Below are 15,375 nucleotides of genomic sequence, written 5' to 3'. Positions count from 1 at the left end.
GTGGATCTCCACGATCGCCTCGACCTCGACCGTGATGTTGTTGGGTAGCGAAGCGACACCGATCGAGGACCGCGCATGAACGCCGTTCTCGCCGAAGACCTCGACAAGCAGGTCGGAACAGCCGTTGATGACCCGCGGATGGTCCGTGAAATCGTCTGTCGCGTTGACAAAACCCAGGAGCTTCACGATGCGGCGCACGCGCGAAAGATCGCCGAGATGCGTCGACAGAACGGACAGGAGTGTGAGGCCGGTCAGTCTGGCATGCTGATAGGCGGCATCTACGCTGACGTCGCGTCCGACCTTGCCGGTTTGCAGGACACCATCGCGACCGATCGGACCCTGTCCCGAAACATACAGCATATTGCCGACCTGCAGGATGTTGCGAAAGTTCCCGATCGGCGGCGGAGCCGACGGCAGCTCGAGGTCGAGGGCAATCTGGGGGGCAGGCGACATGGGACGCGATCAGTGCAGTTGGCTGGTGCGGAATCGGGACAGGAACGCATCAAGGCGCGTGTTGGAGCCGGCTTGCGCCATGAGTTCCTTTGGTGGGCCTTCGGCCGAGACGCGGCCATCGTCCATGAAGACAATGCGGTCGCTGGCGTCGCGCGCAAAGGCGATCTCGTGGGTGACCATCAGCATGGTCATGCCTTCCTCAGCTAGCTGCCGCACGACGTCGAGCACTTCACTGACGAGTTCCGGATCGAGCGCAGAGGTGATCTCGTCGAGAAGCAGGATCTTCGGCTCCATGGCGACCGCGCGGGCGATGCCGACGCGCTGCTGCTGGCCCCCTGACAGCTCCGCCGGCAGATTGTCGATGCGATGCCCAAGCCCGACACGTTTGAGCCAGTGTTCCGCGATCTGCCGTGCTTCCTGCTTCGACTTCTTCCGCACCTTGACGAGGCCAAGCATGACGTTCTGCGCTGCCGTCAGATGGGGGAACAGATTAAAGCTCTGGAACACCATGCCTGTCTCGGCGCGCATTCGCGCAAGATCGGTCTCGCCACGCCGGCGAGCGTTGTCGGCATCGCGATAGCCGACCTCCTCGCCATCGATCTGGATCGAGCCCTTCTCGTACGTTTCGAGGAAGTTCACGCAGCGGAGCAGTGTGGTCTTGCCGCTGCCTGATGGGCCGATGACCGCAACGACCTCACCCTTGCTCACGGTCATGTCGATGCCCTTGAGCACCTCGACCTTGCCGAAGGATTTCTGCAGGTTCCGAATGCTGAGCAGCGGCTGGTGGGCGGTGGCCATTGGCTAGTCCCGTATATAGGCGTAACGCCGCTCGACGAAGCGGCTCGTCAGTGAAAGCGAGTAGTTGATCGCGAAATAGATGAAGGCGCCGAGCAGGTAGAGTGGCATCGCCTCATAGGTGCGACCGATGACTTCGTTGATCGACTGCATCAGGTCGACGATGCCAAGCAATGAGATCAGTGCGCTGCCTTTGACCGCGTCGGTCACGCCGTTGATCCAGGGCGGGAGGAAACGGCGGACTGCTTGCGGAAAGATGACTGATCGGAGGTTCTCGACAAACGTCAGGCCGATCGCCTTGCCGGCTTCCATCTGCCCCTTGGGGATCGACGAGATCGCGCCGCGGACATACTCGATGACCTGGGCGGCCTTGAAGAGCGTGAGCGCCACGACTCCAGCCCAGAACGCGTTGACGTTGATGCCGAGCGGCGGGAATCCGTAGTAGACCACGAAGATCAGCACCAGGATCGGGATGCCTCGGATGCAGTCGCTGAACAGCCGCACCGTCCACTGGACCGGCTTCGGCCCGAAGACCAGCCCGACGCCGAGGATCACGCCGCTGATCAGCGAGAACACCACGACGAGCGCCGATACGCAGAGGGTGATCAGCAGACCGTGCAGCAGGAAGGGCAGGGCGTAGAGGACCGCGGACATCGTCTATCGCTCCGCCCTGAAGCGCCGTTCGAGCAGGCGCAGTCCGAAGAGAATGCTGTAGCCGGCCACGAGGTACATCACCGTCGTGACGAGGTAGACCTCGACGATCCGGAAGGTGTTGAAGTTGATCCACTGCGCGCCGTAGGTCAGCTCCGGCACCGCGATGACCGAGGCGACGGAGGTGTCCTTGAACAGCGAAATGAAGGTGTTCGAGAGCGCCGGCAGCGTTATGCGCGCCATGGTCGGAAGCCGCACGTGCAGCAGACGCTGCAGCGGCGTCAGGCCGATTGCCTTGCCCGCATCCATCTGGCCGCGCGGCACCGCTTCAAGGCCCGAGCGGAACACTTCCACCAGATAGGCTCCCGCATAGAGCGAGAGCGTACCGACGAAGGAAACTGTCGGGCTATAGGCGAAGTCGACGACCGTCGGTATTCCGTAGAAGACGATGTAGACGAGCAGGATCAGCGGAACGTTGCGGATGAACTCGACGTAGGCCGAGATGAAGCCGCGTACGACCTTGCCGGCGGAGACGTACCAGATGGCGAGCGCCAGCCCGATGATCGCGCCGATGAGGATCGAGATCACGGCCAGTTCGAGGCTCAGCACAAGCCCTTGCCAGAGCTTGTCGAAATGCCGCCAGATCAGATTGAAATTGAGATGGTAGTTCATTTAGCCTTCGCCGCTGCCACGATGGCAGGTAGGCCCGACCGATCAGAGCCGGGCCGTACCGCGATCAGATGGTCGGGAAGCCCGGCTTGCGTTCCGGCGGTTGAAGGCCGAAGAAGTCGCTGAACGCCTTATCGTAGAGTTCGTTCTGATGGCCGAACATGGCGATCGAGAAAGCCGTGTTGACGAACTGAAGCCAATCCAGATCACCCTGTCGAACGCCGCCGCCATAAAGCATGGCGTTCCACTGCTTGCCGGCGTCGAAGTAGCGATCCGGGTTGCGCGACACGAGCCAGCGCACGTTGGAAAGGTCGACAGCGGATGCATCGGCCCGGTTCGAGTCGAGCGCCTGGAAGACGTTCGCCTGCGTGTCGATCTGCATGACCTGCGCTTCCGGCAGCACCTTGTGCACCGTCGTTTCGGCGTCAACGTTCTGCAAGATGGCGATGCGAGCGCCGCTGCCCTTCGCCTTCAACTCGTCGAATGTTTTCGCGGCCGAATCCGGACGCGTCATGAGCGCAACGCCCTCGACGTAATAGGGGCGCGTGAAGTTGATCAACTGTGCGCGGGCGCCGGAGATCGTCATGAACTGCAGGGTGATGTCGACCTTGCCTGTCACGATGTTCGGGATGCGCTGCTGCGCGTCCTGCTTGACGAACTCGACCTTGGTCTCGTCGTCGAACAGCGCCTTGGCGATGATGCGGCCCATGGTGATGTCCATGCCGACCAATTCACCCGCATCGTTCTCGAAATGCCATGGCGCGTTCGTGCTGCCCGTCCCGACGATCAGATGACCGCGATCCAGAACGGTGCGCAGGACGCTGTCCGTCGCAGACTGGGCGGCTGCCTCCTCCGCGTTGAGGGCGACGGTGGTCACGGCAGCGCCGAGCGCCATGCCTCCAAGACCGAGTTTCAGAAAGTCGCGTCGTTCGGTGCCAGATGTCATCGGAAATCTCCCCTTCTCTTGATGACCCATCTTCGGGAGTTGATTATTTTTAGTCTTATATATCGGACCAACTTCCTATATTCAGGACGATAACTTAGCCGGATGCGTGACGCAACCGTTTTCGTGGAGAGTGCTGACGGATGGATTCGAAGGTAACGCGCACGGCGCGCGGCCCCCGTGAACGGGGTATCGACAGGGTGCTGAAACTATTCGCTTTCCTCCAGGCCAATGGCGGTCCGATCCGGCTGGCGGAACTGCCTGCTGCGCTCGATGCGCCGAAATCGACGATCTACGATCTGGTGAGTCTCCTCTCGGAGGCGGGTCTTCTGGAGATCCGGGAGAAGGATAGCCTGGTCTATTTCGGCAAGCTGATGCACCTCTATGGAGCGAGCTACCTGCGCGCCAACGACGTCATTGCAAAAGGCAGGGCTATGGTGGACACGCTGGCGCGCGAGACGGGGGAGACGAGCGAGCTGTGCATCCGCCTGCGCGGCAAGCAGGTGATCATCCACGCTTGCCCCGGCTCGCGCCCGATGCGCATCAGTTCCGAGATCGGCTCGCAGATCCCGATCCCCTGGACGGCGTCCGGTCGGCTTCTGATGTCACATATGTCGTTGTCCGAGATCGAGACTGTTCTCGATCCCGAGGACCGCGTCATGCCGAACGGACAGCCTGTCGATATCGAGGCTTTTGCGAAGGAATGCCGGCGCCATCGCGGTGTCCCGCTCGCCAAGACAGCGGGAATGATAAACAGTTTCACGCAATGCATGGCGTCACCGCTCACCGATCATTCCGGCGCGGTCGAGGCGACAATCTGCTTCGTCCTCCCGCTCGACATCGCTGAACAGAGCAAGAAGGAGCTCGAGGCGCGGCTCATCAGAGCATCGCGCGCCCTATCGCTCGGCCACGACCATCCGCTGGAAGCCGGGTAGCGCTTGCATCGGCATCAGCATGCAAGTTTGTCCGGGAGTCGGTAGCGACCAGCGCGCAGCGGGGCTGGCGCTGGCCGGTCTGCGCTAACTCCCGATCTCGATGACGACGCGGCCCTGCGTCCTGCCTTCGAGGATTTCGGCGGCAAGTACAGGCAGGGCGCTCATCGGTTCCGCCCGCGTCATGGCGTCGAGTAGGGCCCGGTCCAGGCTTTCGTCCAGCGTCTTCCACGCCCTGACGCGCCTTTCATAAGGCGCCATTACGGAATCGATGCCCAGCAGCGCCACGCCCCGCAGGATGTGCGGCAAGACGCTCGCCGGCAGGTCGGCTCCGCCGGCGAGCCCACATGCGGCGACCGCGCCGCCATAGACCGTCTGCGAAAGCACATTGGCTAGCGTGGTCGATCCGACGGAATCGACTGCGCCTGACCAGCGTTCCTTCTGCAACGGACCGCCCTTCTCGAGAAGACTCGCCCGGTCGATGAAATCACCGGCGCCAAGGCGGGCGAGATAGTCATGCGTCTGCGGGCGGCCGGTCGAGGCGGTGACGTTGTAGCCGCGCGCGGCCAGCAACGCGACCGCGACGGAGCCGACGCCGCCTGCTGCGCCCGTTACCAGCACAGGCAGGCCGTCTTTGCCGATGGCGCCCCAGTCCTCCAGGGCGTTGACGCACAGTGCCGCCGTGTAGCCGGCCGTGCCGATCGCCATCGCCTGTTTCTCGCTGAACGCCTCTGGCAGGCGGATCAGGTGCTCGGCGCGGATGCGCTGGAAGCGCGTATAGCCTCCCCATTCGGTTTCCGACAGGCCGCAGCCGTTGACGATCACGCGGTCGCCGGCCTTCCAGTCAGCGGAACGCGACTCCACCACGGTTCCGGCAAGATCGATGCCTGCCACCATGGGCAGGCGCCGCGCGATGCGCCCCTTACCGGATACGGCGAGGCCGTCCTTGTAGTTGAGGCTCGAATAGGCGATTTCCACCAGCACGTCATGGTCGGGCAGATCGGCAAGGGTGAGGGCCTTGACGCCGGCCTTCGGCCTGCCGTCCACGTCCTCGATCACCATGGCGTTGAATTGCGTCGTCATCACTTCTCTTCCGTATGTGCGCTCAGCCGCGGCCAAGCGTATAGAACTCGTCATTTGGCCGCATCGAGGTCACATTGGCGAGACGGTTCGACATGCCGAAAAAGGCCGAGATAGCGGTGATGTCCCAGATGTCCTCCTCGTCGAAACCGTGCGATTTCAGCACGTCGAAATCGGCATCGCCGACCTCGTAGGCGGCGGCGGAGACCTTCATGGCGAAGTCGATCATTGCCTTCTGGCGCGGCGTGATGTCGGCCTTGCGGTAGTTGATTGCCACCTGATCGGCGATCAGCGGGTTCTTGGCGCGCACGCGCAGGATGGCCCCATGCGCGATGACGCAATACTGGCACTGATTGGCCGTGCTCGTCGCCACCACGATCATCTCGCGCTCGGCCTTGGTGATGTTGCCGGGCTTATCCATCAGCGCATCATGATACGCCATGAAGGCGCGGAACTCATCGGGGCGGTGGGCAAGCACCAGAAACACATTGGGAATGAAGCCGGACTTCTCCTGCACGGTGGTGATGCGGGCGGCGATGTCCTCGGGAAGATCCTTCAGCGCCGGAACCGGAAACCGGCTGATGGGCTTGTCGGTCATGACTGTTTCCTTTGCGGTGGCAGCCTGGGCTGCGGGGGTCGGGTTGCAAACAAAACTGCGTAGGAAAGCCCGCGGGCAGCATTACGGCAGTTGCGGGCTTTGTGATGTCGGCTGGAACCCGAATGAGCTCCAGCCGGTCTGGGCCGCTTCGGCTCAGTTCTTCTCGGCGTACTGGCGCTTGCCTTCCTGAACCGCCTCGTAGAGTGTCCGAGCCGCGTCCGGCAGTGTGGCCAGAAGCGCGCTGTGGGTGTCGCCGACCTTGTCGGCCCATACCTTCTGCTGCTCTTCGCTCAGCGTCACGAAAGTTCCGCCGCCGGCCTCGAACTTGGTGACCTGCGCTTTCTCGTCGTCGTCCTGGCGCTGGCGCATCTCGTCGGTGGAAAGCATGGCCGACTTCAGCAACGCCTGGATCTTGGGCGGCAGGCCGTCATAGATACGCTTGTTGACGAAAAAGACCTGCTCGTGATGGTACTGGTGGGTGGTCACATAAGTTTTGGCGAACTGGGCGGCCGGCGTGGTCACGTAGAAGGTGAATGGCAGATCGCCGCCTTCCACCATGCCCTGCTCGAGCCCGGTGAAGAAATCGGGCAGCGACAACTGCACGCCGTTGACGCCGACCTGCTCCCAGAATGCGCGGGCGGAGGCGGCGGGTGGCACGCGATAGCGCTGACCTTCGATGTCGGCCGGCGTCGAACAGGAGGACTTGCAGAACATGTTCGACCAGCCGGCATCGCCCATGCCGATGATCGTGAGCCCGTTTTCCTCGAAGATCTTCTCCAGCGCCGGGCGCACCACATTGTCGGTCGCCCAGCGGCGTTGCGCGTCGGTGTCCCACAGATAGGGCATCGACAACACGGCAGCCGGCGGGATCGACACGGCGGAACCGGCAAGGCCGGTCGTTCCGATTTCAAGGCGGCCACGGATGACCTGCTGGGTCATTTCCTGATCGTTGGCGACCAGCTGGTATTCGATCTTGTAGTCGTCGCCACTCTCCTTGTTGAAGTTGGTGATGAAGGTCTGGATGATGCCGTCCATCATCGAGCCCGGACGCAGCGATCCGGCGATGCGCAGCGTTTCCGCCGCCTGTGCGGTGCCGGCGAAGGCAACCGAGGCTGCCAGCGTGCCCCACAGGGCCAGCTTTGCGATAGTCTTCACTTTGTACTCTCCTGCTTGGATATGGGTATGATGGTAAGCCGACCGTTCCGGTCCGCGCCTGGTCAGATCATCGCCTCGATCAGGAACGGGCCTCTGCGTTTCGTGGCGCTGGCAAACAGATCGGCGAATTCCTCCGCCGTGGTTGCGCGGGCGCCCTCGACGCCGACGCCCTTCGCGAGGCTCACCCAGTCGAGCGTCGGATCGACCAGATCGAGCATGGTCGAAGCGTTGCGTCCGGCAACGCCCGCGCCGACATTCTTGAATTCGTTGTGCAGGATCGCGTAGCGCTGGTTGGCGAAGATCACCGTTACGATGTCGAGCCGCTCCCGGGCGTGGGACCACAGCGCCTGCAGCGTGTACATACCGCTGCCGTCCGCCTGCAGGGCGATGACCTTGCGGTCCGGGCAGGCGACGGCGGCGCCGGTGGCCAGTGGCAGGCCGATGCCGATGGCGCCGCCGGTCAGTTGCAGGAAATCATGAGGCGCCGCGCCGTGGGTAACCTTGAAGAAGTCGCGCGCCGAGGTGATCGCCTCGTCGATTACGATGGCGTTTTCCGGCATGAGGCCACCGATGATGGTGGCGATCTTGTCGGCATCGAGATTGCCGGTGGGGATGCGCTTCTCGCCGCGCGCATTGAGGAGCGGCCTGGCGCCGGCGGCAACGCCCAGCTCGTCGGCGAGCGCTTGCAGCGCCTGCAGAAGGTCTTCCCGGTTCGAGGCAAGTTCCAGCACTGCGGCGTCGGGGCGCAGGAAGGTGCTCGGCTTGTCAGGATATGCGAAGAAGGCGACCGGTTCCTTCGCCCCTACCAGGATCAGCTGGTCGACATCGGCCAGATCCGCCGTCGCATCCTCCGCGCGATAGCGGATACGCTCGATCGCCACGCGGCCGGCGCCGCGTTCCATCCGCCCGTTGGACTGCTGGGCAAGAAGGCGCGCGCCGGTCGTCTGCGCTATGCGGCTCGCCAATTCCAGGGCCTCGGCGCGCAGCGCCTTGCCGGACAGGAACAGCATGGAGCGCTTTGAGGAACGCAGCGCGGCCGCCACCTCCTTGATGCGCGCGGCGTCTGCCTGCGCAGGCAGCGGCCTGGGACGGACGCCGATTGCAGAGCTCGCAACCTCGTTCCAGGCGGCGTCGGCAGGCAGGATGAGCGTGGCAATCTGGCCGGGCGCACCCCAGGCAGCTTCAATGGCGTCGGTGGCGTCCGAGGCAACATACTCAGCGGCCTTCGTCGTGCGCACGAAGCCCGAGACAGGTCGCGCCAGACCCTCGATGTCGCTGGTCAGCGGTGCATCATATTGCAGGTGATAGGTGGCGTGGTCCCCGACAATGTTGACCATCGGCGTGAAAGCGCGGCGCGCATTGTGCAGATTGGCGATGCCGTTGCCGAGCCCCGATCCCAGATGCAGCAACGTTGCCGCCGGCTTGTCGGCCATGCGGCCATAGCCGTCGGCTGCGCCGGTGACCACGCCTTCGAAGAGCCCGAGCACGCAGCGCATCTCCGGCTTGCGGTCGAGCGCGGCAACGAAATGCATCTCGGAGGTGCCGGGATTGGCGAAGCACACATCGATGCCATGCGCCAGAAGCGTATCGCAGAGGCTGTCCGCACCATTCATGTCAAGTCTCCTTGTCTGCAGCAGGTGAGAGGACCAGCTGCGTCAACGAATGAAAAACGTAACGATCTGGGCCACATAGGTCGTCATCAGCAGGGGAATCAGCATTAGGAACACGAAGGGCATCACCCCGCGCACGATGGTGGAGAAACTCTCCTTGAACACGCCCATGGCCACGAACAGATTCATGCCGACCGGAGGCGTGATGTAGCCGATCTCGAGATTGACCGTGGTGATGACGCCGACATGCACGGGATCGTAGCCCTGCGCCTCCATCAGCGGCAGAAGCAGCGGCGACAGGATCAGGATCGCCGAGCCGACATCCATGAAGCAACCCGCGATCAGCAGGATGACGTTGAGCGTCAGGCCGGCCGTGATCGGATTGGTGATCCACTGGCTCAGCCACTCGACCATCATCTTGGGGATGCCTTCATAATCGAGGATGGTGTTGAAGCTGCCGGCGATCGCGAGCAGTGGCAGCAGTGTGCCGAAGAGCCGGATCGTCTCGCCCAGCATCTCGGAGAAATCCTTGGCCGTCAGGTCGCGATAGACGAGTCCCTCGACCAGCAGGGCATAGACGAGAGACACCACCGCCGCTTCCGTGGCGGTGAAATAGCCGGTGTAGATGCCGCCGAGAAGCAGCACCGGCAGGAACATGGCGGGACCGCCGCGCCTCACGGCGGTAAGCAAGCGCGACATGGAGAAGTTGCCGCGTGCCGAGATCGGGGCGACGATCACGCAATAGACCGCGAAGCACACCGTCATCAATATGCCGGGGCCGATGCCGCCCATAAACAGCTTGACGATGGAAGTGTCGGTGATGATGCCGTAGAGCATCATCGGGATCGACGGCGGGATCAATATGCCCAGCGTGCCGCCGGAGCACAGCAGGCCGAGCGACAGCGGCTTGGGGTAGCCTTCCTTCAGCAGGGCCGGATACACGATCGAGCCGATGGCGGCGAGAGTGACGATCGACGATCCCGAAATGGCGGCGAATACCGCACAGGCAAGGATCGTGGCCACGGCCAGGCCTCCGCGTACGTTGGCGGTCAGCTCGATCATGATGTCGATGAGACGCTGTGCGATGACGCCGCGGCTCATGATGTTGCCGGCGAGAATGAACATCGGGATCGGCAAGAGCACGTCGCGGTCGACTGTGAACCACAGGTCCTGAATGAAGAACTCGAGCGAGGAGTTGCGCGCCACGAACTGGTGCAGGCACACCACGGCAAAGGCCAGCATAAGCACCATCGGCTGGCGCAGAATGACGAGAGCAAGGCTGCCACCGGTGATCAGGAAGCCGGTCATACGGCAGCTCCTCCGTCCCTGGGCCGCAAGGCCGGAACGCAACAGAACAGGAAGAATTTCAGAGCCGAGAAGCCGAAGGCGACCAGCAGGACGCTCTGCACCTTCCAGATGTTGAAGGGCAGCGTCATGTCGCGCTCGCCGAGCGAGTAGGTGCTGGCGACGAACAGCCAGGATGCGTAGGCGAGGCCGAGGCAAAGCAGGCAGGAGATCGCGTCCGCAAGGCGAGCGAAGAAGGCGTCGTATTTTTCCGGCACCAGGCTGTCCAGAACTGTCGGGCGCAGGTGCCCGCCATGGGAGACCACGTAGGAAAAGCCCATGATGCCGGCTACCGCCATACAGTAGACGGCGACGCGCTGCGCGCCGAATATGCCGCTGCCCAGCAACTCGCGCCCGAAGATGTCGAGCACCAGCGCAATCGTGCCGGCGATGAAGGCGATGTAACAGATGACCGTTTCAAGCCGGACAATCGCCTTGTAGAGCATACGAACCGGCAGACTGACGCTCTGGCCGGTATCGGCGAGGGGTAATGCGTGTTTCACCGTCTCCATCGCCCTGCCTCACGCCTCCCGCGGTTGCTGGCCATACGTGCGGAATTTCTCCAGCACCACGTCAATTTCGTCGTCGTCGAGACAGGGCGGCTCACCGAATGGCAGACAGTGCAGATACTGAGTGGCCAATTCCTCGACCGTCACCGCAAGCGCCAATGCGCGACCAAGCGATACATGCCCCGCAAGCACGCCGTGATGGGCAAGCAGGCATGCGCGCCGTCCCTCCATCGCCGTCAGAATGAAGTCGGCCAGCGTCTGCGTGCCAAAGGTGGCGTAAGGAGCGCAACGGATGTCCTTTCCCCCTGCGGCAGCGATCATGTAGTGGATCGCGGGGATGGAGCGGCCCATGATGGCAAGCGTCGTGGCATGGGTGGAATGGGTGTGGACGAGAGCGTTGAGATCCGGCCGTGCCCGAAGCACGTCGCGATGGAAGCGCCATTCGCTGCTCGGCAGAAAGTCGCCCGCGAAATTACCCTCCCAGTCGACTTGCACGATCTGCTCCGGCTGCAAAGCCTCATAGGCGATGCCGGTCGGGGTGATCAGCAATCCCTCACCATGACGCGCGCTGACATTTCCGGAGGTGCCCTTGTTGATGCCCAGCCGGTTCATGTTGCGGCAGGTGTCGATCAGGTCCTTCCTGAGCGCCAGTTCCTGCGGTGAATAAGACATTTCCCGATTCCCTCCCCCTTGCCGCGATCCACCGGTTTGCATTCAAGATGGTTCGCAAGGATCTCTCCTCGCGCTTCATACCGGAGGTGGCCGTTCCCCAGCCGCCTGCTCCGCACCCGTCAGCTGGTGATCTTGAGCGGCAGCACATCCTCATAGCCGGCGGGATCGAGCCCCATTCCTGCGAGAAGCTCCCGGCTGTGCTCGGCGAAGGCGGGTGGCTTCATGCGGTAGCTTGCCGGCGTGCGCGACAGCTTGATCGGGCTGCCGGTGCCGCGATAATCGCCAATGTCGACCACCATCTCGCGCGCATGGGTGTGTGGATCGTTCACCACCTCGTCGATGGAACGCACGGCGCCGCACGGCACACCTGAAGTGATAAGCGTTTCGGCGATGACTGCGCATTCATGGGGTGCGAGTGCGGCTTCCAGTTCCACCTTCAGCGCGTCGCGGTTGCCGTTGCGCTCGGCATTGCTGGCGAAGCGCGGATCTTGCGCCAGATCGGGAACGCCGAGGATTGTGCACAGCGTGGCAAACTGGCGGTTGTTGCCCACCGCCAGGAACAGCGCTCCCGTTTTCGTGGCATAGGTGTCGTAGGGCGAGATGTTGGGATGCGCGTTGCCCGAGGTCTTCGCCACCTTGCCGTTGAGATAGAAATTCGGCAGGTGGGGATGCAGCAGCGAGACGCCGCAATCGTAAAGCGCAGCTTCCACGAATTGGCCCTTGCCGCTCTTTTCCCGCTCGGCCAGAGCCAGCAACACGCCGATGGCGGCATTGAGCCCCGTCACCATATCGACCACCGGCAGTCCGACGCGCAACGCATCGCCACCCTTTTCGCCATTCACGCTCATGATGCCGCTCAGCGCCTGGATCGCGGCGTCATAGCCGGGGCGTCCGCCATAGGGGCCGTCGGCGCCGAAACCGGAGACACGGCAATGGATGAGGCGCGGAAAGCGTTCGCGCAGGGACGCCTCTCCCATGCCCCACTTCTCCAGCGTGCCGACCTTGAAGTTCTCGACGAAGACGTCGGCGCTCTCCAGCATCGTCAGCAGAAGCTCGCGCCCGGCCGGTTTGGAGAAATCAACGGCCATGCCTTTCTTGTTGCGGTTCAATCCGAGGAAATAGCTCGCGGCATCGCCAAGGAAGGGCGGGCCCCAACCGCGCGTCTCGTCGCCCTGCGGCGGCTCGATCTTGATGACATCGGCGCCATGGTCGGCCAGGATCTGCGTGCAGTAGGGTGCACCGAGAACCCGGCTGACATCGATTATGCGCAGGCCCTGCAAGGCGCCACGGCTTGCGGTCTCGACCGCGGGATCGGCCTGCCTGTCGTTCATGTCCTGTGTTCCTCTCACTTCAGATCCGCCGTCATGCTTTCGGCGAATTGCGGATAGGTTTCGGCCAGTTCGTCCAGCACGCGGCCACGCAAAAGCTCCAACGTCGACGCATCGGGATCGGGCGTGACATGCAGGCCGGTCGCTACCTCGAAGTCGAAACCGGTGAGCGAGCGGACTTCTTCCAGCGTCTCGCCCGGATGGAGCGATTGCAGAATGAAACTTCCCTTCGCCTTGTCGAACGCAAACAGCGCCCGGCTTGTCAGCAGCGCGTGCGGGCCACCCGGGCGGGCGATGTTGGGCGCGGAGGTGCCGGGCGCGCTGATGAAATCCACCCGTCTCACCAGAACGCGCGGCGTGTGCTCCTCGCGAAACAGGATGACGCGCGGGATCTGGAAATAGAGGAAGGCGGAGCCGAACGAACCCGGCCAGCGCACCTTGACCTGCGGATAGTCGCCGACGCCGACGAGGTTGATATTGCCTTGTCCGTCGATCTGGCCGCCGCCGAGGAAGAAGGCGTCGATGCGCCCCTGCGCGGCGCAGTCGAACAGCTCGGCGCTGCCATTGGTGAAGAAGTTGTGTTTCACCGAACCGAGGATCGAAATGCACACCGGCTCCGCGTCTTTCGCACGCGCGGCGCGCACCAGCATGGCGGCGGCGGCCGGGATCGGCGAGGACGCGCCGACCGCCACATGGCGGATGCCGCCCAGCTGGCCAGCGATGGTGGCGATCAATCGCTCACGATAAGTGACCGGTTTCATGCGAGCGCCTCCCTGATCCAGCCGGCATTCGCCACGTAGTCCGCAAATCCTTCCTCGGTTGCGGCGGCCTTCGCATACCGCACGATCTCGTTGGCGTCGGCGGCGTATTCGCCCCATAGTCCATAAGGCAGCGCGCCCCTCGGGACTTCCGATATGGCGTCGACATAAAGCGCGGGCAGCACGCCGGCGGCCATGGTCTCGTCATCGAGCAGGTTATGGTCGGCGATCCTTTCAACCGTCACCAGCGTGCGCCGAGCCGCGTAGGCCATGGCGGCAAGCTCGCGCCGGCGCCCGATCCAGACATTCCCGAAGCGGTCGGCGAGCGGTGCATGGAACAGGGCGGCGTCGGTATGAATCGCAGCGACCAGGACGATGGGGTCATCGGTGCCGAAGGGATTGTCGATCACCTTCCAGTCGCCTCGATGGGCGAGCACGTCGGTGCCGATCAGGCCGCGTATGGGGATGAAGGGCACGCCCTTCTGCGCCGCCAGAAGACCGGCATGGATCGCCGGACAGGTGGAATCGACAATATGGACGCCACCCTGACGCACGGCACGGTTGAAGCAGGGGGCGCCCCCGGCTTCGCCGAGGCTGACGGCGCTTGTCTCGACGCTCGCCACGAGACCCGCGCCGACCAGCATGTCGACCTGCATGCCGCCGGTGGGCACGCATACGAGATCGAGCGCGCCGGTGCGGCGGGCGATCAGATGGGGGGTGGCCGCCATGGAAACGCCCGCATAATCGACCGGCACTGCGAGCTTGCTGCCGGGCTCGATACTGCCGACCAGGTCGGCAAGCGGGAGAAAGAGCGTCACATTCGCCTCCTCAGGAACCGGTCTGGTCGAAATGCAGGAACAACGCGGCGGCCGGAAACACGCCGTTGCTGGTGACCACGCCGGAGACGAGATGAGGCGGTGTCACGTCAAAGGCCGGATACCAACCTTTGGCGAGCGGCGAAGCCGTCCGGTGGCCGAGACAATGGAGGCTTTCCTCCGGATTTCGGTCTTCCATCGGCACGTCGGCGTCGCTCAGCGCCTTGGCGTCGGGCGCCTGCACCATGGCGAAATAGGGCAGGCCAAAATGATGCGCCGAAATGGCGAGCTGCAAGGTTCCCACCTTGTTGACGACATGACCCGACATGGTCACGCGGTCTGCCGCCGTCATCAGCCGCGCCACCTTCCCGCGCGCCATCGCCCATGCTCCCATATTGTCGGTGATGACGGTGACGTCGAAACCCATTTCCGCAAGGCTGTGGGCGGTGAGGCGGGCGCCCTGAAGATAGGGCCGGGTCTCGGAACAGATGAAGGAGACCTGCTTGCCGTCGCGCTTTGCGGCAGCTGCTGTTTCGATGATGGTCGATTCCGCCCAGCAATGGGTCAGCACAGTGTCGCCGTCGGCTATCACGCGCGCTCCATGTGCCCCGAGCCGGCTGGCGGCGGCGCGCCTTTCGCGCCACACACGCTCGACGGCGGCCTCGAACCGGACGAGGAAGTCGTCGGCGCCCGCGTGGGCCTCGGCGTCGGCCAGCAACACGGCGACAACATTGGCAATATGGTCGTTGGTGGCCCGGGTCGCGACCAGCCTGGCGCCGGCGCGGCGCATAAGGTCGAGCCGGGCGTCGCTGCCAGCAAGAGCCTGCGCCTCGCGCGCGGCGAGCACCATCGCGGCGCTTGCCGCATAGAAGGGACCGCCACTCTGCGTGACCATCTGCTCGATGGCGACGGCGACGTCTTCCACAGTGCGGCAGGTGACGAAGGATGTCTCGAAGGGAAAGACCCGCCGGTCGAGAATGCGCACACAATCGGGCTCAACGAGCACGTTCTCGCGCATGACTGTGGGCATGGTAACGGTCTGCATGGTTCCTCCTAGAAAGCT

The 15,375-nt window shown here is 63.4% G+C and carries 16 protein-coding genes and 1 pseudogene; 1 reads left to right on the top strand and 16 read right to left on the bottom strand.

Annotation, left to right across the window (positions count from 1 at the left end; all coding sequences use genetic code 11):
* From PD284_RS26715 to PD284_RS26695, 5 genes and pseudogenes are all read right to left on the bottom strand, one after another.
* Window positions 1–453 (bottom strand): annotated as a pseudogene (locus PD284_RS26715) (RidA family protein); the annotation flags it as partial.
* A gap of 9 nt (window positions 454–462) precedes the next feature.
* The gene (locus PD284_RS26710) at window positions 463–1,251 is read right to left on the bottom strand and encodes an amino acid ABC transporter ATP-binding protein (RefSeq protein WP_274631377.1); all 789 of its coding nucleotides are present in this window, start codon (window positions 1,249–1,251) and stop codon (window positions 463–465) included.
* A gap of 3 nt (window positions 1,252–1,254) precedes the next feature.
* Complete coding sequence (locus tag PD284_RS26705; protein ID WP_274631376.1) at window positions 1,255–1,902, bottom strand: amino acid ABC transporter permease; 648 nt, start codon at window positions 1,900–1,902, stop codon at window positions 1,255–1,257.
* Window positions 1,903–1,905: 3 nt separating this feature from the next.
* The gene (locus tag PD284_RS26700; protein ID WP_274631375.1) at window positions 1,906–2,571 is read right to left on the bottom strand and encodes an amino acid ABC transporter permease; all 666 of its coding nucleotides are present in this window, start codon (window positions 2,569–2,571) and stop codon (window positions 1,906–1,908) included.
* Window positions 2,572–2,635: 64 nt separating this feature from the next.
* Window positions 2,636–3,514, bottom strand: coding sequence for a transporter substrate-binding domain-containing protein (locus PD284_RS26695; protein ID WP_411956303.1), 879 nt, complete (start codon window positions 3,512–3,514; stop codon window positions 2,636–2,638).
* A gap of 140 nt (window positions 3,515–3,654) precedes the next feature.
* Between PD284_RS26695 and PD284_RS26690 the strand changes: the two genes are divergently transcribed.
* Window positions 3,655–4,446 carry an IclR family transcriptional regulator gene (locus PD284_RS26690; RefSeq protein ID WP_274631374.1) on the top strand — a complete coding sequence of 264 codons (792 nt, stop codon included), beginning with the start codon at window positions 3,655–3,657 and terminating at the stop codon, window positions 4,444–4,446.
* 84 nt (window positions 4,447–4,530) lie between these two features.
* On the opposite strand, the gene PD284_RS26685 is transcribed toward PD284_RS26690, so the two are convergent.
* The 11 genes from PD284_RS26685 to PD284_RS26635 all read right to left on the bottom strand — a co-directional run bounded on the left by PD284_RS26685 (window position 4,531) and on the right by PD284_RS26635 (window position 15,357).
* Window positions 4,531–5,526 carry an MDR family oxidoreductase gene (locus tag PD284_RS26685; RefSeq protein ID WP_274631373.1) on the bottom strand — a complete coding sequence of 332 codons (996 nt, stop codon included), beginning with the start codon at window positions 5,524–5,526 and terminating at the stop codon, window positions 4,531–4,533.
* 22 nt (window positions 5,527–5,548) lie between these two features.
* The gene (locus PD284_RS26680) at window positions 5,549–6,121 is read right to left on the bottom strand and encodes a peroxidase-related enzyme (RefSeq protein WP_274631372.1); all 573 of its coding nucleotides are present in this window, start codon (window positions 6,119–6,121) and stop codon (window positions 5,549–5,551) included.
* 153 nt (window positions 6,122–6,274) lie between these two features.
* The gene (locus PD284_RS26675) at window positions 6,275–7,276 is read right to left on the bottom strand and encodes a TRAP transporter substrate-binding protein (RefSeq protein ID WP_274631371.1); all 1,002 of its coding nucleotides are present in this window, start codon (window positions 7,274–7,276) and stop codon (window positions 6,275–6,277) included.
* A gap of 62 nt (window positions 7,277–7,338) precedes the next feature.
* On the bottom strand, window positions 7,339–8,889 hold the full coding sequence (locus PD284_RS26670; RefSeq protein WP_274631370.1) for an acetolactate synthase large subunit: 1,551 nt from the start codon (window positions 8,887–8,889) through the stop codon (window positions 7,339–7,341).
* Between the two features lie 42 nt (window positions 8,890–8,931).
* Window positions 8,932–10,194, bottom strand: a complete 1,263-nt coding sequence (locus tag PD284_RS26665) for a TRAP transporter large permease (RefSeq protein ID WP_274631369.1) — start codon at window positions 10,192–10,194, stop codon at window positions 8,932–8,934.
* Window positions 10,191–10,742: a TRAP transporter small permease gene (locus PD284_RS26660; protein WP_274631368.1), complete on the bottom strand. Its 552-nt coding sequence runs from the start codon at window positions 10,740–10,742 to the stop codon at window positions 10,191–10,193. Before PD284_RS26660 ends, PD284_RS26665 begins: the two co-directional genes overlap by 4 nt.
* Window positions 10,743–10,751: 9 nt before the next feature.
* Window positions 10,752–11,411, bottom strand: coding sequence for an L-fuculose-phosphate aldolase (locus tag PD284_RS26655; protein WP_274631367.1), 660 nt, complete (start codon window positions 11,409–11,411; stop codon window positions 10,752–10,754).
* A gap of 119 nt (window positions 11,412–11,530) precedes the next feature.
* Window positions 11,531–12,742 (bottom strand): CaiB/BaiF CoA transferase family protein, encoded by a 1,212-nt coding sequence (locus PD284_RS26650; RefSeq protein WP_274631366.1) that lies wholly within the window; start codon window positions 12,740–12,742, stop codon window positions 11,531–11,533.
* A gap of 14 nt (window positions 12,743–12,756) precedes the next feature.
* Window positions 12,757–13,500 (bottom strand): CoA-transferase, encoded by a 744-nt coding sequence (locus PD284_RS26645; protein WP_274631365.1) that lies wholly within the window; start codon window positions 13,498–13,500, stop codon window positions 12,757–12,759.
* Window positions 13,497–14,315: a CoA transferase subunit A gene (locus PD284_RS26640; protein ID WP_274631364.1), complete on the bottom strand. Its 819-nt coding sequence runs from the start codon at window positions 14,313–14,315 to the stop codon at window positions 13,497–13,499. The genes PD284_RS26645 and PD284_RS26640 overlap by 4 nt, the downstream gene beginning before the upstream one ends.
* Window positions 14,316–14,325: 10 nt before the next feature.
* Complete coding sequence (locus PD284_RS26635) at window positions 14,326–15,357, bottom strand: S-methyl-5-thioribose-1-phosphate isomerase (RefSeq protein WP_274631363.1); 1,032 nt, start codon at window positions 15,355–15,357, stop codon at window positions 14,326–14,328.
* Window positions 15,358–15,375: the final 18 nt, after the last annotated feature.

It is taken from the genome of Mesorhizobium shangrilense (assembly GCF_028826155.1).
GTDB classification, from domain to species: domain Bacteria; phylum Pseudomonadota; class Alphaproteobacteria; order Rhizobiales; family Rhizobiaceae; genus Arvimicrobium; species Arvimicrobium flavum.
This window is presented reverse-complemented; position numbering and strand designations above follow the sequence as displayed.

What these genes read in the sequence shown, in the direction of transcription:
- PD284_RS26710 (WP_274631377.1), bottom strand. Translation starts at nt 1,251, where the DNA reads ATGGCCACCGCCCACCAGCCGCTGCTCAGCATTCGGAACCTGCAGAAA.
- PD284_RS26705 (WP_274631376.1), bottom strand. Translation starts at nt 1,902, where the DNA reads ATGTCCGCGGTCCTCTACGCCCTGCCCTTCCTGCTGCACGGTCTGCTG.
- PD284_RS26700 (WP_274631375.1), bottom strand. Translation starts at nt 2,571, where the DNA reads ATGAACTACCATCTCAATTTCAATCTGATCTGGCGGCATTTCGACAAG.
- PD284_RS26695 (WP_411956303.1), bottom strand. Translation starts at nt 3,514, where the DNA reads ATGACATCTGGCACCGAACGACGCGACTTTCTGAAACTCGGTCTTGGA.
- PD284_RS26690 (WP_274631374.1), top strand. Translation starts at nt 3,655, where the DNA reads ATGGATTCGAAGGTAACGCGCACGGCGCGCGGCCCCCGTGAACGGGGT.
- PD284_RS26685 (WP_274631373.1), bottom strand. Translation starts at nt 5,526, where the DNA reads ATGACGACGCAATTCAACGCCATGGTGATCGAGGACGTGGACGGCAGG.
- PD284_RS26680 (WP_274631372.1), bottom strand. Translation starts at nt 6,121, where the DNA reads ATGACCGACAAGCCCATCAGCCGGTTTCCGGTTCCGGCGCTGAAGGAT.
- PD284_RS26670 (WP_274631370.1), bottom strand. Translation starts at nt 8,889, where the DNA reads ATGAATGGTGCGGACAGCCTCTGCGATACGCTTCTGGCGCATGGCATC.
- PD284_RS26665 (WP_274631369.1), bottom strand. Translation starts at nt 10,194, where the DNA reads ATGACCGGCTTCCTGATCACCGGTGGCAGCCTTGCTCTCGTCATTCTG.
- PD284_RS26660 (WP_274631368.1), bottom strand. Translation starts at nt 10,742, where the DNA reads ATGGAGACGGTGAAACACGCATTACCCCTCGCCGATACCGGCCAGAGC.
- PD284_RS26655 (WP_274631367.1), bottom strand. Translation starts at nt 11,411, where the DNA reads ATGTCTTATTCACCGCAGGAACTGGCGCTCAGGAAGGACCTGATCGAC.
- PD284_RS26650 (WP_274631366.1), bottom strand. Translation starts at nt 12,742, where the DNA reads ATGAACGACAGGCAGGCCGATCCCGCGGTCGAGACCGCAAGCCGTGGC.
- PD284_RS26645 (WP_274631365.1), bottom strand. Translation starts at nt 13,500, where the DNA reads ATGAAACCGGTCACTTATCGTGAGCGATTGATCGCCACCATCGCTGGC.
- PD284_RS26635 (WP_274631363.1), bottom strand. Translation starts at nt 15,357, where the DNA reads ATGCAGACCGTTACCATGCCCACAGTCATGCGCGAGAACGTGCTCGTT.